Annotated in this window: 15 protein-coding genes; 2 read left to right on the top strand and 13 right to left on the bottom strand. The window is 50.7% G+C overall.

Annotation, left to right across the window (positions count from 1 at the left end):
- Positions 1-50: 50 nt before the first annotated feature.
- From PVOR_RS03585 to PVOR_RS03575, 3 genes are all read right to left on the bottom strand, one after another.
- Positions 51-1,445 (bottom strand): stalk domain-containing protein, encoded by a 1,395-nt coding sequence (locus PVOR_RS03585; protein WP_231887978.1) that lies wholly within the window; start codon positions 1,443-1,445, stop codon positions 51-53.
- A gap of 283 nt (positions 1,446-1,728) precedes the next feature.
- Positions 1,729-6,684, bottom strand: coding sequence for a pullulanase (locus tag PVOR_RS03580; RefSeq protein ID WP_006207714.1), 4,956 nt, complete (start codon positions 6,682-6,684; stop codon positions 1,729-1,731).
- 403 nt (positions 6,685-7,087) lie between these two features.
- Positions 7,088-7,540, bottom strand: a complete 453-nt coding sequence (locus PVOR_RS03575; protein WP_006207713.1) for a hypothetical protein — start codon at positions 7,538-7,540, stop codon at positions 7,088-7,090.
- 408 nt (positions 7,541-7,948) lie between these two features.
- On the opposite strand from PVOR_RS03575, the gene PVOR_RS03570 reads away from it, so the two are divergent.
- Complete coding sequence (locus PVOR_RS03570) at positions 7,949-9,865, top strand: beta-N-acetylhexosaminidase (RefSeq protein ID WP_006207712.1); 1,917 nt, start codon at positions 7,949-7,951, stop codon at positions 9,863-9,865.
- 116 nt (positions 9,866-9,981) lie between these two features.
- Here the strand turns inward: PVOR_RS03570 and PVOR_RS03565 are convergent, their stop codons facing one another.
- Positions 9,982-11,301 (bottom strand): sulfatase-like hydrolase/transferase, encoded by a 1,320-nt coding sequence (locus PVOR_RS03565; RefSeq protein WP_006207711.1) that lies wholly within the window; start codon positions 11,299-11,301, stop codon positions 9,982-9,984.
- Positions 11,302-11,460: 159 nt separating this feature from the next.
- Here PVOR_RS03565 and PVOR_RS03560 point away from each other — a divergent pair, with 159 nt between their 5' ends.
- Entirely contained in the window at positions 11,461-12,330 is an 870-nt protein-coding gene (locus PVOR_RS03560; protein WP_006207710.1) for an AraC family transcriptional regulator, read from the top strand.
- Between the two features lie 28 nt (positions 12,331-12,358).
- Here PVOR_RS03560 and PVOR_RS03555 read toward each other — a convergent pair whose 3' ends face one another.
- The 9 genes from PVOR_RS03555 to PVOR_RS03520 form a co-directional block, all read right to left on the bottom strand.
- Positions 12,359-13,342 carry a hypothetical protein gene (locus PVOR_RS03555; protein WP_006207709.1) on the bottom strand — a complete coding sequence of 328 codons (984 nt, stop codon included), beginning with the start codon at positions 13,340-13,342 and terminating at the stop codon, positions 12,359-12,361.
- Positions 13,342-13,521, bottom strand: coding sequence for a sigma factor-like helix-turn-helix DNA-binding protein (locus tag PVOR_RS31300; protein WP_234972766.1), 180 nt, complete (start codon positions 13,519-13,521; stop codon positions 13,342-13,344). The genes PVOR_RS03555 and PVOR_RS31300 overlap by 1 nt, the downstream gene beginning before the upstream one ends.
- Before the next feature lie 19 nt (positions 13,522-13,540).
- Positions 13,541-13,831 (bottom strand): RNA polymerase sigma factor, encoded by a 291-nt coding sequence (locus tag PVOR_RS31295; protein ID WP_006207707.1) that lies wholly within the window; start codon positions 13,829-13,831, stop codon positions 13,541-13,543.
- A 192-nt stretch (positions 13,832-14,023) separates the two neighbouring features.
- Positions 14,024-20,284: a 5'-nucleotidase C-terminal domain-containing protein gene (locus PVOR_RS03545; RefSeq protein ID WP_006207706.1), complete on the bottom strand. Its 6,261-nt coding sequence runs from the start codon at positions 20,282-20,284 to the stop codon at positions 14,024-14,026.
- 182 nt (positions 20,285-20,466) lie between these two features.
- On the bottom strand, positions 20,467-21,420 hold the full coding sequence (locus PVOR_RS03540; RefSeq protein WP_006207705.1) for an ABC transporter permease: 954 nt from the start codon (positions 21,418-21,420) through the stop codon (positions 20,467-20,469).
- A 6-nt stretch (positions 21,421-21,426) separates the two neighbouring features.
- Complete coding sequence (locus tag PVOR_RS03535) at positions 21,427-22,482, bottom strand: ABC transporter permease (protein WP_006207704.1); 1,056 nt, start codon at positions 22,480-22,482, stop codon at positions 21,427-21,429.
- Complete coding sequence (locus tag PVOR_RS03530) at positions 22,475-24,007, bottom strand: ABC transporter ATP-binding protein (RefSeq protein WP_006207703.1); 1,533 nt, start codon at positions 24,005-24,007, stop codon at positions 22,475-22,477. Before PVOR_RS03530 ends, PVOR_RS03535 begins: the two co-directional genes overlap by 8 nt.
- Positions 24,008-24,403: 396 nt before the next feature.
- Positions 24,404-25,516 carry a BMP family lipoprotein gene (locus PVOR_RS03525; protein WP_006207702.1) on the bottom strand — a complete coding sequence of 371 codons (1,113 nt, stop codon included), beginning with the start codon at positions 25,514-25,516 and terminating at the stop codon, positions 24,404-24,406.
- A gap of 525 nt (positions 25,517-26,041) precedes the next feature.
- A complete protein-coding gene (locus PVOR_RS03520) occupies positions 26,042-26,230 on the bottom strand; it encodes a hypothetical protein (RefSeq protein ID WP_006207700.1) in 189 nt (62 codons plus the stop codon).
- Positions 26,231-26,494: the final 264 nt, after the last annotated feature.

The raw sequence follows: 26,494 nt of genomic DNA, 5'->3' as shown, positions 1-26,494 counted from the left end.
ATAAACTCCTCTCAAATTGGAAAAAGATGGTCTATCCTTGATTGAAAACATTACTTCGTAACCGCTCTCCAGCTGTCGCCTGCATTCACCAAAACCCGGCCGTTCTCGATGATGGCGATTTGCGATCCGGCTACGGTGATGGCGGATACGTCAGCAGATACCGTGTACAGCTTGGTTTGTTTGCCCGTCGCCGTATCAATGGAATAGATCACGCTGTTGCTGTCGTCTTGGGCAGCCAGCACATATAGTACTCCACCGGACAGAATCGCTTGCTCCACATCGTAATCGGCAAACACGTTGGCTGCCTTCTGAGAAGCATCCACGGACAACAGCGTGGCTTGATCATCTGTGGACGGGACGCTAACGTAGTATGCTTTCAGTCCATCCGTGGACAGTACAAACACTTTATCATCCGAGGTCGTAGTCAGCTTCACAGCTTCCGGTTTCGATCCGTCGATGTTAAACGAAAAGATTTGCTGCTGATTGGATGAGAAATCAATGGACACATTGTCTTCATCGATATTCGTGGTATCGGAGGTTACCGTACCGAGTGTGGTCACAGTGTAAATGAATTTCTTGCCGTCGGCGGAAACGCTCAGATTTTCCTTATAGTCCACCTTGTCCTCCACCAATTTCGCGATGGAACCGTCGGCCAGACTCAGCTTGGCGATCACGGTGCCTTTATCCCCTTGCAGAAAATAGATAGCACTGCCGTCAGCCGACCACACGAGCTCCGGTTTAATGCTGTTATCGTTCGTGATCTGACGGGAAGCTTTGCTATTCAGATCCAGCACATATACCGCACCTTCTGCGTCCGTGTAGGCTACTTGATTGCCGCTGGGCGCCACCACCAGATCGGACCCGCCGCTTGTTGTCAGCAGCAGCTCGAACTTACCGCTTGTTGTATCAACCAGGTAATCCGTTCTGCCATTCTCATCGCTCTTGGAAACGATCAGTTTGCCCGCTCCGGCAAAACGAGGGTTCTCTGCCCCTTCCAGCAGTGGTACCGTGCTGATCTCAAGCACGCCTGCTCTGCGGGCAATGGTTCCGCCAAGCCCTGATACCAGCGGACGTAATGCAACATAGCTTGTGCCGCTAACATTTGTGACAGGCTGGGCCAGCGTGGATTTCACTCCATCTACCATCATCTGAGTGGAATTGGCTTTCAGTACAACGGTATGTCCGTTCAGCGTTATTGTCGTAGTGCCGCTATGTACTTCTGCTTGCGCGCCGGTTGCCTTGATCACATCGCGCAGCGATACAAGCGTCTCGCCTTTCTTCACCATGGAACGAACCACAACCGTGCTGCCATTGATGGTGAATGAGGAGTTTTGCACCTGGGCTGCAGCTGCAGCAGGCTTTACAGCCGGTGCGGCCGATACGGCGCTAACAACAGAAGTACCAACCACTGCGGCTACCATGGATACTACGAATGCTTTCTTCATTGACATTGGCTCTTGTCACCCTTCTCTTTTAACATTCTATTGGTTTAGGACTGTTTCACCCTGCTGCCCGGAACTCTGCTATTCTATTTATGAGAGCGTACCTGGCTCATCCCCCCAAACTCCTATCGTTCATGGTAAGCAGTAACCCTGCTTGATTGCTATTATAGGAGCGAATTGTAAACGGAAAATGTTGGAATTGTTATCTTAGTGTCAATATTTTCATATGCAAACAAAAAAGAGCCGCTGGAATCATCCAGGGCTCTCCTTCTCGTATCGCATGGTATTACTTCATTTGATTCAATAGATTCAGCATGGCCTGTGCGCTTTCAGCACGGGTGGCAATCGCCTTGGGTGCGAATGTTCCGTTCGTATGACCCTTCATCAATCCAAGGGACAAAGCCTGATTCACCTCTTGGGCTGCCCATGCCAATATCTGCGACTGATCCTTCAGCTTCGGAGCTTCCACGGCGGTAGCGTTCCCCTTCAACTGGTAGGCACGGAAGAGCATGACAGCCAGCTCCTCTCGGGTGACAGCCGCATTCGGTGCGAAGGTGTCTTGGCTTCTGCCTTTCACCAACCCATGCTGATGAGCTGCCGCAACAGCGGACGCATACCAGGCATCGCTGCTCACATCATTGAAGATCGTACCTTGAGCATCTTCAAGGTTCAGGGCCGAAGCGAGCATCGCGGCAAACTGAGCCCGTGTCAGCTGCTGATTCGGGCTGAATTTTGTATCACTGGTGCCTTGCACCACCTGTTTTGCCGCAAGCGCTTTTACCGCCTGCTCCGCCCAATGGCCAACCAGATCGGTAAATGATTTGTTGTACTCCAGTACGGCATATGTGCTGAAATGGCTCACCTCTGCCGTCAGCAGCCCATTCACGAGCTTGCCGCCTGCATAAGACAATCGGCCTTGGTCTGAGATTTGGTAGATTCCAGCCAAGCTGCCCTGTATGCCACTGTCAACTGCGAAACCAAGCCGTACGGGTGCGGTGAACTTCTCCTGTACATATTCCTTGCCGTCTTTGGTCTTCACGGAAAGGTTAAAATCATACATCTTGCTGCCCTGCTTCAGCTCAGCCTTCCCGAAAGCAGCGGCTTTAGCTATGAGTGAGGCAGCGGTCTGAGATGCAACCTCTTCCAGCTTGAAGGAAATCATCGCATCCTTGGCTTGATCCGCTGGCACAAGCTGCCGCAGCGCTTTGAGCAGTGCTGACGGAAGCTGGACAACCAGACCGTCTCTCTTTAGTTCCAGCGGCTTCGAACCGAGAATTTCTCCTGCTGTCAGTGGCAGGAGAATCTCGTTATCCTCTGCTCCAAGCTGAATCGTTACGTTCTCTTGCCCGCCTCGCAGTGACTCTTCGGAGATCACGCGCTGCCCCTTATCCGGCTTCGTTCCCGGATCGGTAGACGGGCTGCCGCTTGTTCCTCCATTGCCGTTGCCGCTTCCGCTTCCAGAACCGGGATTGCTGCCGTTGCCGCCGCCGCTCTTGGCGTCCGTCTTAATGACAACAGCCGTGAGAGGCTCAAGCGTGATCGAGCCAGCTGTTAATGCAAAGCCCGATTTTGCCTTGACGCCAACCGTGCCTGCCTCGTCATTATCCACAAGCACCGTGCCGGAAGTCAGGTCCTCGCTCAGCGTCAGCGATCTCGACTGGTTATCGGCATTAACAAACACATAGTAGCTGCCTGTTCCGTCCGTCGCTTTGTTTTTGTAGGCTATAACCAGATCCTGGGCTTTCACTTCAGGGATCTGCAAAAGCGTCACATTTGAATCCACTGCAGACTTGTCGCCCAAACGGAAAGCATCGGACGATTTTCTTAACTCAATCAATCCGGTAGTGTACTCGCGCGTCTTGTTATTCTCCGGGTATTTGACTTCATTAGTCGCCTTCTCCCAATCAAACATGTTGATGGCATCGGAAGAGTCATATGAGTCATGAATGAAATATCCGAATCCCTTGCCTGTCTCATCAACCAATTCATGATACTTCTGTTCCGGAACGCCCGGCGCTTTCCACTGTTTCGTACGGCCGTATTCCTGCCCGGCATGGAGGAAAGACGTCCCTTGGGAAGTCAGAGTAAGCAGGTTCCCAAGACGTATCCGTTTATGGATCTCCAGATCATGAGCTGCCACCGAAGGGTCCTTCTTGATGGACTGTGCAATAATATCGTATAACGGCAGATTGTCATGGGCTTCAATGTATTGAACCATGTCGCCCGGATCGTCCTGCTTGGTATTGCTTGGCTGCGCCTTGATATTGTTAAAAATCGTTTGGATATCGCGCGCGCCGCCTGTAATGAATCTAGGCTCTCCTTCGTTACCGAAGCCGGATTTCAATTCGTTGCGGAATTCATCGGAGAATACGCCGACGTCATTCGTTTTGTCCATCCAATTCTGGTCTGCCCCCTTACCCGCCAGGGAAGGATCAGACAGATGTCCTCCGAAGGTTACCCAGCCTTCACCGATAAACAACGCCTTCGGATTAATGGCAGCTGCGGCATCGTATGCGTTCTGTACCGCGTCATACGTGGCGTCGCCCATCATATCCCAGCGCATGCCGTCGATCTTGTACTCCTCGAACCAGTATTTCACGGAGTCTACCATCAGCTTCTCCGCCATTTTGTGGTTCGTTGCCAGATTGTTGCCGAAGCCCCCAATGAAATTGCCGTTAGCATCCTGGAAGGCATAATAGTTAGGCACGATATCGTTTAAAAATTCAGCCTTAGCCATATGGGTGTACACCACGTCGAGAACGACGCCCATATCCGCCTCATGAATGGCGTCAATCATCGCCTTCAGCTCTTTGATTCGAAGCTCCGGATCCGCAGGATCCTCGGAGTATGCACCGTCAGGCGAGAAGTAACTGTGCGGATCATACCCCCAGTTATACTCGTTGTCTTTTGCCGAATAGTCCAGTTCTCTATTCTTCATGGCAGCTTCGTCCCCGTAATACCAAGCCGTCACAGGCAGCAGCTGGACATGAGTCACGCCCAGTGACTTAATATATTCGAGCTTGGCTTTGAAAGCATCGTACGACCCCCAAGTAGCGTTATGCAGGTCATTCTCGATGGTTGGATCCGAAGTAAAATCCCGAACATGGATCTCCCAGATGATGGCGTCTTCCCGCTGCTCATAACCCGGAATATCCGCGAAATCAAACCCGGCCGGATTCGTCTGGCTTAAGTCAACGATGGCCGCTTTGCCGACGGTATCGCCGTCAGGCCCAACTTCGCCCTTCGTATTCACTCTGAATTGCGCCATGGATTTGGCGTATGGATCAAGCACATTTTTCGTTACGCCGTTATGGCTCACCTCGTATTGATAGAAGTATCCTCTGAAGTCCTGAATGCCAAGGTCCCCAGGCTTCACCTGGACTGACCAGACGCCTTTATCGCCTTTTTGCAAAGCGACGTTGCCAATAAACTGCGCAGCATCATCCTTGTCGTATACGTTTGCGGTAACCGTGGTTGCCGTCGGTGCCCACAGCTTGAGCTCGGCCCCGCCAGCCTGGTAGGTTGCCCCAAGATCATTCCCATCGTAAGCATACATTTCATCCAGCATTCTCCAGCCTGTGGAGGCCGATATGGTTTTACCCGCGTAGCTTACCTTCAAGGGAATCTGATCCAGCTGGAATAACGCCATAACTTCAATCGTGGTGTTACCGGTAATCTCCACGTTCTGGATGTTAACGCTACCCCCGTCTTTGTCCTTGATTTGGAGCTCATTCTTCAGGGTCTCCGCTTCCAGACCTTCGGTCATCGTAAAACCAAACTGGAGCTTCCCGGGTGCCAGCACCTCAGCCGAGACTAATCCGGTAGGCACTTCACCATATGGCGATGTGTACACCGTGTTATCTCCCTCTTTAATAAACAGGTGCTGGTATCGGTCTACCAAAGTGAAGCCTTTGTCACCAGCTTCCTTGCCCGCATCTCCCTTGGATGGATCAAGGACCAGGAAATTCATCTTCTGGGCTCCCGATTTCATCGGGATATCCACATAAGCGCCATAGCGGTCCGTTTGACCCGCAGGGAACATCGTTGCGCCGGTCGGCCAGTCATTCGATGGCGCCGCTACATCTCCCCATAACCATAGACCAAACGGTTGGTAGTTCTGATCCTGTCTTGCATAGTGAACACGTACCGTATCTGCTGGAAGATCCACCGGTTCAAAGCTGTACACCGTATCGGAGCCTTCCTTAAGCCATACTTCCTTCATGTCCGGTGAAGCCAGCGCGAATTTCTTGTCTCCGCCGTCTTTATTGCCGCTGACGCGGTCAACAACGACGATGCCCACCTTCTGTGCCGCATCCTTCAGCGGAATGTCGACGAACGCGCCATAGCTGTCCAGCTGCCCATTCGGGAATGGCGTTGCCCCGTTTGGCCAGTTGGCCGAAGGAGCCGCAACGTCGTCGAATACCCACAGCCCTGTGCTGCCGTAATTCGCGTCAGCCCGATTATAATGGACACGCAGGTGGTTTGCGGGAACCGGAATTCCCGGATCTACAGGCACTGTAAAATCGGCAGCAACCTGATGATTGACAGCATTGTAACTGAACGTTACCTTAACATCCTGGGGCAGTTGAAGCGCCTCTCGGTTAGCCGGATACACCGGGCTAGCCGCTTCACCCCCTAAGGCAATCTGGTATTCGTGATCACCGCCATACACATCGGCTGTGACCGTATACACATTGTCATAATCGGAATCCTGCATAATCAGTCGTGCATCCGCCGGCGACCAGTCGGCCGCTTCGCCGATGCCTGATTGGAAGCTTCCTATGACTCTTGGAAGCTTATTCGCTTCCATCGGCGCGTAGTATGTAGAATCTGCGATCCGGTGGGTTCCATGATTGTAATAAAAGGTGACTTGGGCGTCCTGGCTTAGATCGATTAGAATATTGCCGTCCTTGTTGGCACCGCTGGTATTGGAGTAATTAGCGAATCCATAACTCTCCGTCCAATCCCCGTCAATGGCGATCTTGTATTCGTAAGATCCCGCAGGCAAATGGCCGGTAAACCTGTATTCGCCGTTCCCCATATCATTCATGGTGGTTGCGGCTGCTGTCGGATCCCAATCCGTATTATGACCAAGCTCGGACTGCAAAGTCCCGACCAACGTGACCTGGCTTGGTGCGCTATTGGCATTGGCCGCCGATGGCGGAATGCCTAGCATGGAGATAATCAAAGAAAAAATCATAATGATGGACCACGTTCGCTTGCTTGCTGCAGTCATTCTCATTAACAAATAGCCTCCTTCTGTTTTTAAATCAGGTAAGTGGTTGATGCTATTCTGATGCCATTCTTTGCGCAAACGCTTGCATTAATGAGTTTAAGCTTCCATCGTTTCAGGGAACGACAATTACTGACAATTGGGGAAGAATCACTCCGATATCTAGTGCTGGAACATGAGATGAAAGCGATTTCAATGAAAACGTTTGCATTTCTTATTGTAGTATCGCATCTCAAGGTCGTCAACCACATTTTGACCTGTTTTTAAAAAGTATTTTTTAGCTTGAATCAAAGCTCTATCCAGCAGTATCTAGCTATAACAAATAAAGGGAAACAGCGACTGTATGGCTGATTCCCCTTCAATCTTATTGAACCGTTTCAGCAGTTTCCGTTTCTTGAACGGTTGACATGTCTTATTCCTCTAAGGTGTGCACATTAAACGTCTCGGTGGCTAATGAAACACCATCGATGCCTAGAGCCTGAACATCTACATGGTTATGGAGTGATTGGTCTTTGATATCCCATACCAAAGACCAGCCGTCTTCTCCATCACTATCATACCCTATGAGTTTCCGTTCCTTGCCAACCTCCGTTCCTGTAGGAGATGACCAGAATAACACAGTGTCGGCATGCTGTGCCTCCACATAAATGGTTATTGTGTCAGCATCCCTTGGGACAACCCACCATCCATTTTCCTCCTCGGCATCTGTATATACTTTGTCCATCATCACGGATGTTTTGCTGAATCCGGAAGGAGCATCGGAATTTGCTTTGTCTGGAATGGTTTCAGGTTCCTCGTTGCGAGAACAAGCTGATGCCAGAATCATGGTCAGCATCAGAAATGAGATTACGATTATTTTTTTCATATAGATCCCCCATGTGTGGTTAACTTTGCAAGACTATTGAACTTCTAGATAATAATGTTTTGATGATGATTCGGATGATCTGTTGAATGATCCCCATGCTGTTTTACCGGCTGTCTAGGATATGTGACGTTATATCAAGTATAGGAATTAGCTAATACCCCAGCATAGGACTTATTAGCTACTGCCGCAGCATAAGAGACTTCTCTTTTGTTCTAATATTTACTGTTCATATATATATTAACTCTTAACACAAGCAATGGTTACGCAAAATTTTAGAGAGTTATGCCGCCATACCACCAGTGTTCGCAAAACTTAGGATTGATTTCCCTCAACGATTCCCATAACATTAAACATTATAATGATATAATGTTTAATGTTTGCAAAATCTTGGATGCAGGGGGATTTCATATGAAATTTCGTTTCGCGGGTGCTGTATCGGATATACTGCCCGGTGCGCAGCTGCTGCTAGACGAACTTGGCGTAGAACTTGGGGAAGGCGGAGTCACGGTTGAGGTAGCATTGTCCGAGGGCGAGCTTCAAGTCGGACGAGAACATACCCGAGCTTACATTCGTTACGGCAGAAAGCATCAATTCTTCCGGGGGCTCGGCTTGCTCATTCAACATAGCCGCCATAGCGATACGTTCCATCTTCAAGAGAACCAGCAATTTGACCAGATCGGCCCGATGTTTGACCTGTCCCGGAACGCCGTGCTCACGGTGGACAGCTTTAAACTCATGCTGAACAAGATGGCCTTGATGGGAATGAACAGCGTGATGTTATACATGGAGGATACCTACGAGATCAAAGGCGAGCCCTATTTCGGATACATGCGCGGCCGCTACACGCAGGCGGAGCTAAAAGAAATTGACGATTATGCCGACCAGTTCGGCATTGAGGCTTTTCCAAGCATTCAAACCTTGGCGCACCTGGAGGAGTTTCTGAAATGGGAGCCCATCAAGCATTACCGTGATACAAAGGGTGCCCTGCTTGTTGGCGGCGAGCAAACGGATGCCCTGATTGAACGAATGATCGAGGCTGCAAGTGCCCCTTTTCGCAGCAAGAAAATTCATATTGGCATGGACGAAGCGGAGGAGCTTGGACGAGGCAAATATTTGGATCACAACGGCTATGTGAGCCGCTTCGATATTATGATCGCCCATCTGGAGAAGGTTCTGGCAGCCGTTCGAAGGCGCGGCCTGAAACCGATGATGTGGAGCGACATGTTCCTGAAGCTCGCTTCCGGCGGAGGCGGCGATGCGGCGTATTACGATAAGGAAGCCTCGATTCCGGAGGAAATGGCCCGCCAGATTCCGAAGGATGTGGACATGGTGTACTGGGACTATACCCATATGGAGCCGGAGGATTACGAAAAGGTGATTGCCAATCATCGGCCGCTCGGCTGCAATCTCGTGTTTGCGGGAGCAGTCTGGATTTTTAACACGTTCGGCGTAAACTACGGTCTGTCCCTGAACGCTTCCGATGTGGCGTTGCAAGTGTGCAAGCAGGAAGGAATTCGTGAGGTATACGCGACCATGTGGGGCGATGATGGCAACGAAGGAAATCCCTTTGCAGCCCTGCTTGGCCTCCAGCTCTATGCCGAGCATGCCTATTCGGAAGAGAAGCCTTCCCGGACGCAATTAGCGGAGCGGGTGAAGTTCTGTACGGGCATCGAGATGGAAACCTTCCTGCAACTGAAGGATCTGGACGAGATTCCCGGCCAGGAACCCAACAACGCCAAACAGAGCAATCCTTCGAAATTTCTGCTGTATCAGGACGTGCTTCTCGGGATGTTCGACAAGCAGATTGAAGGCCTGGATCTGGCGAACCACTATGCCGAGTTAGAGCAAAGCATACGCGGGAAACGCAACAGCCGCGCAGAGCTGGACTACCTCTTTGAAATGCCGGAGAAGCTGAGTGCTGTCCTCAAACGCAAGAGCGAGATCGGTATCCTGCTGAAACAAGCTTATGATGCCAAGGATAACGATACCCTAAGACATATGGCCAAGAACGTGCTGCCTGCCATCTCCAGAGCTGTCCAGGAGCTGCGTCTCGCCCACCGTACGCAGTGGCACCGCATGTTTAAGCCCTTCGGCTGGGAGGTCATCGACATCCGCTATGGCGGCGTTATCACCCGCCTGGACACTGCGTCGTTCCGCATTCTGGAATACGCCGAGGGGCGAGTGGCACGAATCGAAGAACTCGAGCAGGAACGGCTCGTGTTCAGCACGACCCACCGCGGCAACCACAAGGGTGTCGGCTGGTGCAGCCATTATTACCGGATGGCTTCGCCGAACGTGTTCTACCATGTGCTGAATCCTTTTTAAGGGTCCAAGCTGCCTGGAATTGCAATACTTGTCACCAACACATCATGAAAAAGCCCCGGAGACCGGGGCTTTTTTGCATAATCGCTAAGTCTTAGATGATATGCCCTAATCCACGCTTAAGATCCTTGATTTTGCACTTCCTCATACCAGACTCGTACATCCCGGCTAAGGCGCTCCACGATCTCGGGATAACGGTCCGCCAAGTTGGATCGCTCTCCCGGATCCTTGGACAGATCGGACAGATGAACCTGATCCGGAACCACGCGATCGAAATCGAGTTTTCCGTTCAGCACCAGCTTCCAGTTGCCTTCCCGGACAGCCAGTTGACCTTGATACTCCCAGAACAATTGCTTATGCGGTGACGGCTTGCCCCTGAACAGCATCTCCTTCAGGCTGCTCCCATCCAGGGTAATCCCTTGAAGCGGTCCCGCCGCCAGATCGACGCCCGCCAGATCCAAGAAGGTCGGAACGATGTCCATCATGGCCGCGACCTCATCGCGCACTTGTCCGCCTTCCCATCCGTTCGGCCAGTTCAGTATGGCAGGTTCGCGGATTCCACCTTCGAACAGGCTTGCCTTATGCCCCCGAAAGATCCCCGCGCTCCCGCCGTAATAAATGTCTTCCGTCCCGTCCAGCCAGTTACGGCTCTCGGAAGACGGCCCATTATCGCTGGAGAAAAAGATGACCGTATCCTCATAACAGCCGGCTTCCTTCAGCGCCTCCACAATCTCTCCGACGCCATCATCCACCGCCGCAATCATGGCGGCCATCACCTGCCGATCCCATGGCAAATGCGCAAACCGGTCCATGTATTCCTGCGGTGCATGCATCGGATAGTGGGGCGCATTGTACGACGCAAACAAGAAGAACGGAGCCTCCTGCTCCCGTGACCGCTTAATGAAATCAACCGAGCGTTCTGTTATCAGTTCGGTCATATACCTGCCGTTCTCCCAAACCTCCGTTTCGTTTTCCCATAGATCATGCAGGGGATTGACGCCATGACCTTGCCCCCAATAAAAAATGTGCGAGTAAAAATCGACGCAGCCTGCCTTAAATCCAAAGAACTCATCGAACCCATGCGCATTCGGGCTGGTTTCCTTGGACAGGCCCAAATGCCATTTTCCATAAAGTGCCGTCCTGTACCCGGCAGGCTTAAGCGCCTTGGCCAACGTCACCTCGGCGGCAGGCAGCCCATGGGAACCGCGCTTTGCCCCCAGGATTTCACCGACTCCCGCTCGGACCGGATATTTGCCTGTCAATAAAGAGGCTCGTGACGGAGAGCAGACAGGGGAATTCGAATACCAATTCGTAAAACGAACGCCTTCATCTGCCAATCCGTCCAGATGCGGGGTTCTCACGGAATCCGAACCATAACATCCAAGGTCCCCGTAGCCTAGGTCATCACAATAAACGATGACAAAATTCGGTTGTTTCATATCTCCATTCACCTCGACTATGCTCGACTTGTTCCTCATATCGTACCCTGTCGCGGATCAACACGGAATGTCCAATCCTTGCAATCGTTATACAATATGTTGCATATTAACAATATCAAGCAAAGTGATCTTGTTTAGCTGGAAGGAGGAAGCAAAAGCATGACAGTGAACCAACGGCCATCCAGAGAAGAATACTTTAACAATCCGGCTTTCTTTGAGACTCAACTGGGACTATGGATATTCAAATCCGGATCCCATCCCTTCTTCACTGAAAAAGCCGGTCCCCGGTCCGTCGAATTTTATAGTATACATTTCGTTGCCTACGGCAAGGTACGGTTTGAATGGGACGGCCGCAACGTCTCCCTCTCGGCAGGCGACCTGTTCTGCCTCTTCCCCGGCTCGGTCTATACATATGCCAAGGACTGTGACCAGCCGTCTACGATGATCACCTGGACGGCCTTTATGGGCGAATTGATGCCATCCATATTAAAGCATGTCGATCTATGCCCCGAGCAGCCCTATCGACGGAATGCCTTCGGGGAGAGTGCCTTGGCGGTGATCAAGGAAATTCAGGGATTGCTCCGGCAGCCCCAACAGGATCACAGCCTTCAGCTGATGTCGCTGGGCTTCCAATTGATCCACAGCATCGATCCGAACCGGAACCAGCGACATCCGGCTTCTTCGTCTGCTTCCGATTGGCTCGAATCCGTTCCCGGGTATATGAAGCTTTATTGCACAGAGAACCTATCTGTGGAGGAGCTTGCTGCGTGGGCCGGTGTGCATCGCAGTCATTTCACCCGTGCGTTTACCCGCCGATACGGTATCTCTCCGTCCCGCTACATGCAGCAGCTCATTATGGAGAAAGCGACCCGCCTGTTATCCGCTGAGGGAACCAGCATCACGCATACCGCTTTATCTCTTGGGTATTCGGATTTGTTTACATTCTCCCGCGCCTTTACCCGGTATTTTGGTATGACGCCGAGTGCATTCGTAAAAGGTCATCGCTCTTCATCGACGGCACGCGAATAAGAAGAAGCCATTGCGCTGAACAAACGCCCTACTCTTCCATCCGTTCCCACAGCGCCGTGAAAGCCTCGGCATCCAATTGAAAGAATACAGGAGCGTTTGCGTATCTTACATATTCCCCGTCTCTGAACAATCTTAACTGGACTTCCGTTCCGTCCTGGAGCTTAATATACAGAAATTTCTGTTCTCCCGATCCGGTCTCGTAGATCCCTTGCTCGAATAGAGGATCGGCCGCAATCGGCTTCGCCTCATACAAGGCCTCGACGAAGGCTTGCACCTCCGACTCGCCGGAAAAATCGTGCAGCTTGTTCTCCCCCATGTTCCAGCTGTCAAAATCCTGCCATTTTACCGATGTCATTCGATCCCTTAAATTCAGCTTGCCTATCAAGTCCTCGCCCTTGGTCACCGTAATCCCATTCAAATGCTCATACAGTTCAGCGTAGATCTCCCCATCATGCTCTACATAGGACATGATTCTAAAATCCAAGTCATACCCTTTTACCGAGTAGATGTCCATTTCTCCTATTGTTGAAGCGAGTTCCGTATAATCGTCGGGGGAACTCCATTCCGTAATGCCCGATTGGGACCGTCCCAGCTTGTCGCCCCGCAGCTGCTTGGCGGTTTCCGGCGATATTCGCGTGCTGGTATGGGTGTAGATATTCCCCTGATATACAACCAACCCGATCATGTCGGCTTTAACACCGCTCTCTCTCGGAAGCTCAATCTTCGGAATGATCACCGGATCATGACCGACCTTAGCGATCGGTGTCGTGTTCTCTCCGGTCCCGGGAGTCACCGGGGTATTGCTGACAACTGGAGCATCTTCTCCATTCAACATGAGCGAAATAACCAACACCACACCTAGCATGACAGCCGCACTAACACCAGCCATCCCCATCCGGTTCCTTCTTGGCGTTTGGCGCCCATTCTGTTTCATTCCATTCATAAGCCGCTCCTCCAATCCTTGGTCAGGTTCTATTTGATCTATCAATTGGTTATAGTCATTCCGATTCATCAATCGTCCTCTCCTTCCAAGTCCATTCGCAGCAGCTTCCTGCCGCGCTGAAGGCGCATCTTGACCGCGGATTCGTTAATCTGCAATATCCCGGCAATCTCCTTAACAGAATAATCCTCGTAATAAAACAGGTGGATGACCGACTTATATTTGAACGGCAAACTCATGACATGGTCCATCAGCATCCGTTCAGATGGCTCAGCAAAATAAATCGTTCATATGCTCCATTTTGGTTACCCGCCTGCGCCACAGGCTTCCTTGCATGTTCTTGCAATAGTTGGTTATCACCCGAATCAGCCAAGCCTTCTTATGCTCCTGGTCGCTGAATTTAGGCGCTTTATGCATCAATTTGATGAATGTTTCCTGAATAGCTTCTTCTACATCCTGTTTGTTCCCAAGGTACACCATCGCTATTTTAAAAAGCATATTGCCATATAATTCATAGGTTTCCGTAAAATCTCCGCCCGGCCGGAGCGAATCCATCTGCATCGCGTGTAGACCTCCTTTTACCCTTAACACAGTTATGGACGTGGATCGGTCACATTTGTTTTTGCTTTTACGAACTAAAAAAAAGAGCTGCCCCTGAGGGGCAGCTCTTTCTCGCCAACCAATATCTCCGCTTATTGGAACACGAACACTGATGTGAACATCCAATCTCCATAAGCCGCATGCACTGCATGTTTATTTTACATACGTCAAATCCTGAATCATGCGATGAAGCACAGCGGCGCTTTCGGCTCGGGTTGCGCTGGACTGAGGATTGAAGCGCAGCTTCGGATCCCCGTTCAGAATACCAAGACCCGCCAATTCATATACAGCTGCCTGCGACCATGCGCTGATCGAGGACGCGTCAGCGAATTGGGCTTTTGCCGCGTCTGCCTGATGGTATCCGGCATAGTCCATAGCTTTGTATACCATCAGCGCCATCTGTTCGCGTGTAATGTCCCGATTCGGCTTAAAGTTGCCGTCCAAATATCCGGTTATGATGCCGGCATCGGCTGCCGCCTGGATCTCACCGGCATACCAGTCGGATAACGCAATATCCTGGAAAGCCACTGCCTTAGTGTCGGCCGTGAGGCCCAGCGCCCGGACTACCAGTGCCGCGAATTCGGCTCGGGTTATCGGAGCATTCGGAACAAAGTTCTGCTCCGAACGTCCGGTCACGATCATGTTCGCTGCAAGGGATTCAACGTCTCCCTTGGACCAATGTGTCCCCATGTCCTGGAACGTTACCGGGTTCAGAAGAACCAGGTACGTGCTGTTCATTTGACTGTAGATATCGATTCGTTGACCATTCACTTTGAACGGCACCGGCGTGTATTCACTGCCTGTTCCGTCAACCCGAACAACCGCAATTTCGGAGGAACGATAGTTCTTGGCAACATTCAGGGACCGCTTCACATACGATTGGAACTTATCCAGCGTGATGGTTTTGCCGCTGCCGGACGTTGCGGTTACCGTGTAGCTTAGGGCTTGCAGCGCATTATGTCCTTTGGAGGCTGCCGATTTAAGAGCATTCGAATCCACGGCAAGTTGAATGACCAGCTGGATACTGTTTATATCCGATCCGACTTGAGTTGCCAGAGCCTGCAGGTTGATCTCCCGCTTCGGAAGCTCGTAGCTTCCGTATGGAGTGACCACGTTCAGCACTTGAGCGCTTGATTGATCAAGCCATGCCCGCAGCGCTTCATTCTCAATCGTAATGGATGAAGACTCTATAGGCTGCGCACTTGTAACCTCAATGGTGACTTTCCCGTCTGAAGGCAGCTTCAACGCTTCCTTCATAGCCGCTCCGGTTACGGAGCCTGCTGCCGCGCCATTCTCCACTTTAACCGGAACCTTCACCTTGCCTGCTTCCGCCGGTGGCGTCGTGCCAGGGTTTGTAGGATTCACTGGAGGCGTCGTTGGTCCTGGAGTTCCAGGCGTGCCCGGGTTCCCAGGGTTGCCTGTCCCAGGCTCTCCTGGCCCGCCAGGAAGCGGCGCTCCTTTCAGGTCTGTAATCCGACCCTCGACGGCCGAGGTCTTGTCCGTGATGGTGCCTACTTTTTTCACGTAATTCGAGAATACCTCATAGTCAGGCATATAGAGCAGGTTCACGCGCCCTTCCAAATATGCCTTTTCGAGCGAAGCGTAGAAATCGCCGCCCTTAGCGGTAAATGCATTTGTCGCTACCTCATATGATTTGTTCATATCAATCGGCTCGTAGCCGTTCTTGCCTTTCACCTCGATACGCAGTACGCGCGATCCAACCGGTTTGGTTGAATCGTAGATAAACTTCATGCCCGCAATATGCGGGAAGCGTCCATCCTCGGCCGGGGTTTTGGAAACCCCGTTCTCCAACGCTTCTTTAATCTCGGAGCCCGTCAGCGTGATGGTGACGAGATCATTGTTAAACGGCAGGACGGTCATTACGTCACCCATCGTAACTTTGCCGGCTCCAATCGAATCGCGAATTCCGCCGCCATTCTGCAAGGCAATGACCGCATTCGTTCCGGCTGCTTGCGCCGCATCCAGCATTCCGTCCGCGATGAGATTTCCGAGATTCGTTTCCTTCGTGCGCACATCGGCACGGACGCCGTTCAGTTTCACTTCCGTTGTACCAACCTCGGTTTGTTTTAACTGATCTACGCCAGGTTTGTACTTGGCATTCAAAATGGCAAGTGCTTCTGTATCCGGCTGAATGACATACTCGCCTTTGCTGTTTTTCTCGTCAACTGAAATGAGGCGGCTGTTCCACTCCTGCAGAACGCCCTCGTTGTCAAATACGACCTCTAGCTGGCCTAAGAATTGGCCTTTTTCACCTGTCTGCACGATCAGTTTCGGCTCGCTGTCCGAACGGTCTACAACCGCCTGATCCAGCTTGGTATGACTATGACCGCCCACGATGATGTCGATGCCTTCAACTTGCTTCGCCAGGTTGACATCCACGTCATAACCGAGGTGCGACAGCACAACGATTTTGTTGATGCCTTCATTCTTCAGCATCGCGACGGTGTCTTTTGCCTTTTGCACCGCATCATCAAAGGTAACGTCTCCAGGGGAAGCGATGTTTGCCGTGTCTTCGGTCGTAAGACCGATCAAGCCGACCTGCTCACCGTCTACCTCCATGATGATGGCCGGGTAGATGGTTGCATCCTTGGCATCCCGGGCTACTTCATTCTTGAACTTTTGGCTTAATATAGCATCGGCTGAGAAATTCACGTTCGATGAAACAAACGGGAACTTCGCATGCTCAATGAAATCATTCAGTACTTCGGATCCTTTATCGAATTCATGATTCCCGAAGGTCATAGCATCATATTGAACCATATTCATGAACTCCAGATCCGCAAGTCCCAAGTATTGGTTGAAATAGAGTGTGCCGGAGAATACATCCCCCGCATCCACGAGCAGTGGATTGACCGCATGCGCTCTCGCCTCTTTAATTGCCGTGACCCGGCGAGCAACGTTGTTCGGAGAGCTTGTGGTATCCAGATTGGCATGCGTGTCATTGGTATGCAGGATCGTAAGCGGGAACCCGTTAGCGGCCTCTCCTTGCAAATCGATCTGCGCGACAACCGGATCATGATCCGATACGCGGCCCTTGGAAGCCGGGAAATCGGCGTTCAGGTGCACTACATCGACTTGCGTAGAACGGGTCAGGTTCTTGCTGACCAGAATATGATCCAGCACCTGCGAATTTCCGTCATACGTGTACGTATACTGCTCTTTCAGCGGCAGCGTATCAATCAGGTTATCTAATTCATTCCCTTTCAAAATCGTTGCCGTCTGCGTAAATTGGAAATCATTCAAATCGCCCAGAACAACAACGTTTGCGTCCGGATTTGCGGTTACCACGCTCTTAACAAATCCGTTAACGACAGCCGCGATCTGATGACGCTGCGCTTCGCTGGAAAGAACCGGCGGCTGCGTATTTCCGAATGGTCCCTGGTCCCCGGATTTCGAGTTAAAATGATTCGCAATCACAATCACTTTCTCGCCCCGGAATTCAAACTGCGCGGCCAGCGGCTTGCGTGAGGCATTAAATGCAGGATTCTGCGGATCAATCCTGCCTGGATTATAGGTCAGCTGATCCTTAGCTGCATCATAGGCCACGGAATCCGTGGAAGAGCCTTTTTTGTTGTTTACACTGTCCGATAATTGAACACGGTCCGGGTTGTAGAGGAATCCGACACGAATGTTGGCTCCCGGCGCTCCCCCGTCATTATTATTAACCGGATCAATGTCGGTAAAGCTGTAGGTTGGGCCTCCTGCTGCCTTAATGGCTTTAATCAGAGCATCGTAGCTTAAGTCTGCTGCGGTGGTTCCATTGTTCTGCTCACCGTTGTTGTCCTGCACTTCTACAAGCCCGATAATATCCGGGGACTTGATGCTGCTAACAATCGACTCGGCCAGCTTGTTGATTTTGCTGGAGCCTACGCCCGGATAGAAGTTCTCGATATTATATGTCGCCACCCGAAGCTGCTCGGCATTCACATCAATGGTGGATACCTCTTGTTGAAATGGGCTGCTGTTAATTGCAGGCAATTCGCCTTTGCCCGGAATCACCTTGAAATTGCCGCTGTTGTATCCGATCACACCGATCACATCATCAGCAAACGTATCCCCGGTGCTTACTTCCTGTCCTGGATTGCCATAGGCAATAATAAGGCGCTGCGGATTGAAATTCCCTTGTTCTTTCAGAACGAGACCGCCAGCCGGCGTAATCACATCTGCTATATGATTTTCCACGCGGGTCGCGATATTGTACGTTCCGCTGCTTGTCCAGTACGGACTAATGATGGTTGGCTGCGGAAGTCTGACCCGCATACCCTCCAGGGACTCATAGAAATCGATAGCGTCTTCCTGCGGCTCGAATGCTGTCATCCCGTCGTTATCGATAATGGCATCCGGAATCGGACGTCCACCCTTACCTAAAGTAACAGGCTCTGGCAGTGGTTGACCCTGATCCAGATTATTCAAGGATTGCAGCTCAATTTGAGTCGATGTCAGATTGCTTGAGCTTCCTTCGTTAAATTCGGCCACTTTACCGGTGACGCTGACCAAATCTCCGATCTGAGGCCGGCTTGGATCCGTAGAATACACAAAGATCGCATCAGAGGTATTCGGATTGGAATCCGGCTTCGGATCCTGAATATAAAAACCTTTGATGTTGCCGTTAGAGAAAGTATAGCCGTACTGCGTGACAACACCCTCGATATCTTTTACGGTTTGACCGTTGTAAGGCGAGGCATGGGTTTCCCCCTGAATGTCCGCAATGCGCGGCTGCTGTGTAGCCTTGTAGGCAAATTCGTATACCTTGCTCACATCCACACCAGAAACAACAATCGCTTTGATAGTCGTATCACGGTCAATTGGAATTGGCGAGCTGTACTGCGTGCTGGATGTCGTTGGAACCGATCCGTCCAGCGTATAATAAATGTTTGCACCTTGCGTAGGGCTGGACAGCGTTACCTTTCCGCCGGTAACAATCGGTCCGGCACCCGGGCTCGCCATCACAGAGAATAACTCTTCGATTAAGGCATCCTCACCCAGGGGGATCAGTTCATAAATACTTCCGAACTGCTTCACCACACCCGTAACGCGGCTGAACGATTTAACTGTCTTCAGCTTGGACAAGCCGGAATAGATAATGAATTCATGCCCGCCCTGTTCGGCTGTATACTCACCCGGCTTGTTCTCCGACTTGATGGTTACATCCTCCAGGGAGACGAGCCTTGCTTCGTATGTCTCTCCTGTTGCTGGAGACAGGTCAGCCCCGGTGATTGGGAGAGCCTGCGGCAATCCCACTTGGGTGCCCGTTACGCTGTTCGGCAGCAAGGCGTGTGGTTTGATCTCCTGAAGATTGTTGTAAATCTCCATCACGCCTGCCACACTGACCCGGTCGCCAACACCAGCATTCAGCGGGTAGTCATAAAGCACGATACCGGCCGCGTCGTCTTGAATATAGGTTTCTCTGCCTTCGATATGCGTAATGATGCCTTCCGTCCACACATGCTCGCCTTTTGCCTTGCTGCGGGCTTCCGTAACGGATTTCTGCGTTAAAACATCGTATTGGAACGAGGTTACCGGTCCATCCGGTTGGCCCTCCTGGGCTGCGTACGCATCCACTCGTGTTGGCTCGTTGATCACAATTGGATTATTGACGAGCTGGAAGCCGGACCCATTCCCGCCGGACAAGTACACATCCGCATAGACGGAAGCTCCCACCGTAGGAGGACTTAGCGTAATCTCCGTTCCGGCTGGCCAAGCATTCGGTCCTGGATTAGCCGTTACCAGGCCAAGTCCATTCCCCGGATTGACCGGTGTTGCAGGAGCTGCACTGTTACGCGGATCCGGCGTCGCAACGATAAAATCCGCTGCATTGTTATCCGTATCAAGACCACGATCCGATTGACCAGTGGTCAATTCTTTGCGAATCGCTGCCGTGCCGTTGGACAAAGCTGCCGTTGGATTCGTTTCAGATTCTATTGCAGTTGATCCATAACCAATGAGATCGATACGATCTCCCGCCGCATTCACCAGATCCACGATTCCGTTGCTGCCGCTTAAATTAAGCGATCCTAGAACATCGGGTGTCGGCAGAGCATTCCCTGTTGTGCCACCACTCTGTTGGACTAATAGATAGGTATAAGGCTCCATAATGCCGTTTAAAGAGGTTGTACCGTTAAATGCACCCGAGGCCGCGCTGGCATAACGTACCTTCCAGCCTGTGAGGTCAACTGGACTGCCCGTTGGATTGAACAGCTCGATAAAATCATTCTTATATTGCGCTCCGCTGTTTCCCCCTCCCCCGTATACCTGGCTGATGACAACCTGATCATTGTGGGGAGCAGCCTCCGCAACCTTCACGGGACTGAAAGGAACAAGGATACTCAGGAGCATCACGATGGCCAAAAGCATGCTGAGATGCTTTTGGTACTTATGTAATCGAATGTGCATTCAGGTTTTTCACTCCTCTATTCTATTAAATTTTGTAGCCTTATTAACTATATATAACAGATATGTTTGGGGAGTTCTAACATAAAGTATGCCCTATGTAAAAAAACCTCCGATAGACCTAACCCATAATCTGGATAAGCGTATCAGAGGTTCTACTTATGTTACATTTCCTTGCGTATACGTTACCGTTTACCTGAATCGAACGGCTCCCCTACCGCCTTCGGTGCATTCGAGGATTTGGAGAAAATAACCAAAGCGATTAGTGTCACCACATAAGGGAAAATCTTAAGAATAACCGGTGGGAACACCGCCAGCGATGGAATGACCTGCGATACGTTGGCTACCGTCGTGGCAAACCCGAAGAACAAGGTCGCCAGCAGGATGCCAAGCGGCTTCCATTGTCCGAAGATGAGCGAAGCCAAGGCAAGGAACCCTAGTCCCGCAACGTTCCCCGTAAATTCGCCAGAATACGTCAACAGGATAACAGCTCCCCCAAGCCCGGAAAAAGCCCCCGAGATCATGACGCCGACATACCGCATGGACTGGACTTTAATCCCTGCTGCTTCCGCCGCATGCGGATGCTCACCGCAGGACCGAAGTCGCAGGCCGAACGGTGTTCTGTACAATGCCAGTGCACTGAGCACCAGCACCAACAGAACTAACCAGGTCGTAGCATAGGTTTTAGTAAAAAATAAATCTCCGATGATCGGTATCTTCGACAGCCAAGGCACATCGAACGGCGCGAAACCATTCGTGATGCTGATCTTGCCGCTGCCCGTAATGTTGCGGGCCAGGAAAATCGTCAAGGCGCCTGCAATCATGTTGATCGCCGTTCCGCTTATGATCTGGTTGGCACTGAGGTTAATGCTGGCAAAGGCATGCAGCAGAGAGAACAGCGCACTCGCTGCGGCCGCTGCTAACAGCCCTACCCATAATACCCACGATTGGCCGGGCCATTGCGCCTGCATTTTGAAAATAACAAAAGCTCCGATGAAAGAACCGACAATCATCAACCCGTCAAGGCCGATATTCACGACTCCGCTTCGTTCACTGAACAGCGCGCCCAAGGCGGTAATCAAAAGCGGGATCGTGTAAGCGATGGCATACGGAAAAATCTGTTCAATCGTTGTCCACATATGTCCTTACTCCCCCTGCTTTTTATTTGCCGCACGACGCAGCTTCAATTTGCGGTAAAGACGTTCGATCAAGATGCTGGTTGCTGCAAAATAGATAATAATAGCGATGATCGAATCGGCAATCTCCGGCGGAATCTCCGTCATGGCATTCATAAACCCTCTGCCCGAGTAGAGAATCCCGAAGAACAAGGCCGACACCAATACGCCGAGCGGCGCGTTAATTCCGAGCAGGGCAACAGCGATGCCGTCGAATCCCTGGCTTGGCAGCACGCCGATCTGCATGCTGGATGCATTCCCCGCATATTGCGCAACGCCGGCAAGGCCCGCGAGCCCCCCGGAGATGAACATGGACAGGACGATGCTGCGTTTTACGGCAATCCCCGCATATTCGGACGCATGGCGGTTGAACCCAACTGCCTTCAGCTCATATCCCAGCGTCGTTTTGTTAATCAGGAAAGCTACAATCAATACGGCGATGACCGCGATAAAAAAGCCCAGATTGACATAGGAGCCTTGGAACATATCGCTGAGCCACTGCTGATGCAGCATCGCATCCGGCGGAAGCTGGCGAGATTCCGTCTCCAGGCTTGTCCCTTTGAAATAAGCTGGAATGACATAATAAACGGTCCAGTAGGCCGTCCAGTTCATCATGATGGTGGACACGACCTCATGCACGTTATATTTGGCCTTCAAAAAACCGGGAACGACCGCCCATAGCGCACCGCCGATAAACCCGGCCAGCACCATCACCAACAGGAGCAGGGCACGCGGCAGATCCAGCGAGAGACCAACTGCCGTCGCGCAAAAGCCGCCGAACAGCATTTGTCCCGCTGCACCGATATTAAACAGTCCGGTACGGAAGGCAAAGGCTACCGACAAACCGGTCAGAATAAGCGGAGTTGCCGTCGCCAGCGTATTTCCGATCCTCTCCGGGTTCTTGAGCCCACCCTGGATGAGATACTTATACCCTTCTACCGGATTGTGACCGGTCAGCGCCATAAGCAGTGCTCCCGCGATGAGTCCGAACAGGACGGCAAGCAACGATTTTACGCTGTTATTCATGTGGTGCCTCCTCTTTTTGATACCCGGCCATCATCAGCCCGAGCTCTCTTTCGTTCGTTTCGGAGGTTTTGACGATACCTACCAGTTCACCGTTATTTATAACGGCAATCCGGTCCGACAAGTTCAGCACTTCATCAAGCTCCAGGGAAACCAGCAGAACGGCCTTCCCTTTATCACGCTGTTCGATCAGACGACGGTGAATGTATTCAATCGAGCCTACGTCAAGGCCGCGGGTCGGCTGGACCGCAATGAGCAGATCGGGATCACGTTCAACCTCGCGTCCGATAATCGCTTTTTGCTGGTTACCCCCGGACATTGAACGCACGATCGACCGGCCGCCCGTTCCTGACCGTACATCAAAGCTCTGGATGATATGCTCCGCATGCTTGCGAATCGCAGCAGGCTGAAGCAGGCCATTCTTGGAGTAAGGAGGCTTGTTATACACCTCGAGAATCAGATTCTCTTCGATTGTATAGTCCAGCACAAGTCCTCTTTTTTGGCGATCCTCCGGGATATGACCGATCCCGCTCTCATTCCGCTGACGGACAGATAGGCCGTTCAACGCTTTGCCGTTCAGGTTTACCGTTCCACTCTCCGCTTGTCGAAGACCGGTGATGGCTTCGATCAGTTCGGATTGGCCATTGCCATCCACGCCCGCAATGCCCACAATTTCTCCGGCATGCAGATCCAGGCTAAAGCCTTTGAGTGCATCAACCTTCTTGCTGTTTTTCACTGTGAGCGACTGAATTTGAAGAACGGTTTTACCCGGGCTGCTCTCCTGCTTGTCTACCTTGAAGGAGACGCTGCGGCCCACCATCATTTCGGCCATGGCCTCGCGGCTGGTGTCCGCGACATCGACGGTGCCGATTGTTTTGCCCCGGCGGATGACGGTACAGCGGTCCGCAACCGCTTTAATTTCTTTCAATTTATGCGTGATCAGAATGATCGATTTGCCTTCCTTGACCAAATTTCTCATGATGCCCTGCAGATCTTCGATTTCCTGCGGCGTCAGCACCGCGGTTGGCTCGTCAAATATGAGTACTTCCGCATCGCGGTACAGCATTTTGAGAATTTCTACCCGCTGCTGCATACCTACCGAGATATCCTCGATTTTGGCGTAAGGGTCTACGTTGAGGCCGTATCGTTTGGACAATTCCTCCACCCGCTTGGCAGCGGATTTTACATCCAGGCCAAAGTAATATTTGCGCGTCTCACTGCCCAGAATAATATTCTCGGTCACTGTGAACGGGTCGACCAATTTAAAATGCTGATGCACCATCCCGATTCCGAGTTTATTTGCCACATTCGGATTGGAAATCCGCACTTCCTTGCCGTTGACCTTGATCGTGCCACGGTCAGGCTGATACATGCCGAACAGGATACTCATCAGGGTTGACTTGCCCGCTCCGTTTTCCCCAAGCAGAGCATGAATCTCGCCCTTCTTCAGCCTGATCGTGATATCGTCATTGGCCACAATCCCCGGAAATTCCTTGCGGATGCCCACCATCTCGACAACATAGTCCATGGTTTAGGGTCCTCTCCTTCTTCTTGGTTAAATATCTTCTGTGTTCAAAAATTGCTTAAAAAAACGCGGATCGACTCACTTCCAAACAGCCAGAACGCAGTTAAATAGTTCTGATTCTATTCAATATCAGGATGCAATCGCTTGCGCCGGTGATACGGTCTGATACCTAAAATAGCCCCACAAAGTGGAGCCTATGCTTCGATGCTTGTTCCAAATACTTTGCGGGGGCCCCAAAACATATAAATGCGATTACAGAATTGCTTACGCTTCGCTGAAATAACTTATAATTTCTAATACCTTAAAAAAAGACGGAGGGAATCCGTCTTTTTTTCATGCGGTATCGCTGCTTTTCAAGTAAGTCTATCCACGCTCTGCTAATGCTCTTGTTGTCTTGAATTACTTAATTAATTCGCCTTGCTCTCCGGCCACTTTAATTTCCCCGGCTTTGATCTTGTTGAACACATCATCCACTTGCTTGAGGATGTCTTCGCTCAGGTTCGGGTTCTTCTCAGGAAGACCGACACCGTCATTGGTAGCATCCAGTGTGAGTGTTTGTCCACCTGGGAATTTACCTTCGGTTTCCGCTTTGATCATATCGTAAGCCGCTTGGTCGATTTTCTTAACAGCGGAAGTCAGAACGACGGACTTGTCGCCTTCGTAAACGCCATCTTGATACTGGTCAACGTCAACGCCAACGATCCAAACGTCTTTGCCGTTCTGAACGCGGGTCTTCGCTTCGTTAATCGCACCAACACCTACGCCGCCAGCTGCCGCGAAAATGACATTGACACCGCGGTCATACATTTGAGCCGCCAATTGGTTACCTGCTGCAACATCGTCGAAAGTTCCTTGGTATACCACGTTTTCTTTGTTAATAACCAATTTTGTTCCGAGATTATCGTTCGCATAAGTCACACCTTGCTGGAAGCCCCAGTTGAACTTCTGTACAGGCGGAATTTCCATGCCGCCGATAAATCCGGCTTGTCCATCCTTCACATGAAGCGCAGTCGCTACGCCAGCCAGGAAGCCAGCTTCATGCTCAGCGAAGAAGATCGATACCGTATTTTCTTTAACTACCGGGGCTGCGCCTTCTTCTCCTGAATGAGGCGTTCCGTCGATAATAACGAATTTAGCGTCTGTATACTTGTCCTGTGCTTTGAACACGGCTGTTTCAAATTTGAAACCCGGGGTTACGATAAATTTAAATCCGGCATCGTACAGGTTTCCGATCTCTTTGGTGTAGTCAGCTTCTGTTGTTCCTGCAGGCTTCAGGTATTTATACTCCATTTTGAAGTCCTCATTGGCCTTCACAATGCCCTCATATGTTCCCTGGTTAAACGACTTGTCATCAATGGTTCCCGCGTCCGTAACCATACCAACCTTAAAGTTCGCTTTAGGTGCGTCTCCGCCTGCACCGCCGCTTGGTTCTGTAGCTGGTTTGTCGCCGCAACCTGCCAGCATTGTGACAGATAACGCCAAACTGATTAAAGATATGACCCCTTTTTTCATTAAGGATAACCCTCCTAGGTATATATGCCCGAATACTAGATTCGTGCTATTTACAATATATTAATAAAACAGACCCTTTTCAACATAAATTTGGGGGATTCTGTCAAACTGCATCTGTGCCGCGGTGAAACGTTTAAGACATGTTTTATCCCAATTTTAGAAGACTTAGGTAACCGCTCTCAACATGATGTTGATATAACGGTTTTTATAGATAACACGGGGGTTACAGGTGATGTGATACACAAAGCGAGGAGGATATAATATCAACTAAACTTCAAAAAAAATAAATAGACTTTATTCTACCACATTTGTATTTGGGCTTGTTTGTTATGGCTGCGTTAAGTATTAAGGCCTACTGTTTACATTCTGTTTTTGTACAAAAATACAGGTCGTCGGAATGAGACACATCACCGAAACCCCTACTTCCATTCCTTTCGTCACCCGCAAGCTTCCATATCCTGAAAGAAAGCACCTCGGCAAGGTGCTTGAGCAGGATGTCATCCATCCTGTAGCTTGAATTATTATTCATTTACGACGAACTTTCATCATGCGGTTATACATGACAAATGCGGCAATAATCATGGCAATAAAACCGAGATTGCTCGCCGACTCCGGCGACATGCCGAACACCGCAGCCAGGTTCGAAACCAAGCCGTTCGTAAGCAGCGCAACCGCAATCAGCATGATCGGACGCCACACATTATACCTTCTCATCCTCGAAACACCCCCAAGCCAGTTTCGCAAGCAGAATACCAGAACATCAGAATACCTGAGATCATAGACTATTAGCTGTCATTATACCATGAATAAGAATGCGTTTACATTAATAATTAGATTCATAGGGGAATTTATGAGTCGATTGATTCAATAACAAATCCAAAGTCAAAAAAGAATCGGAGCCGGGATGAGAACGAAATTTCGAGAAAGCTGCTTCATTTGAGAAAGATATTTATATGAGCATTTTGCATTAATCTGAGT

Origin of the sequence: Paenibacillus vortex V453, assembly GCF_000193415.1 — a bacterium.
Taxonomy (GTDB): domain Bacteria; phylum Bacillota; class Bacilli; order Paenibacillales; family Paenibacillaceae; genus Paenibacillus_AQ; species Paenibacillus_AQ glucanolyticus.
The sequence above is the reverse complement of the archived record's forward strand: the minus strand, read 5'-3'. Positions and strand labels throughout refer to the sequence as shown.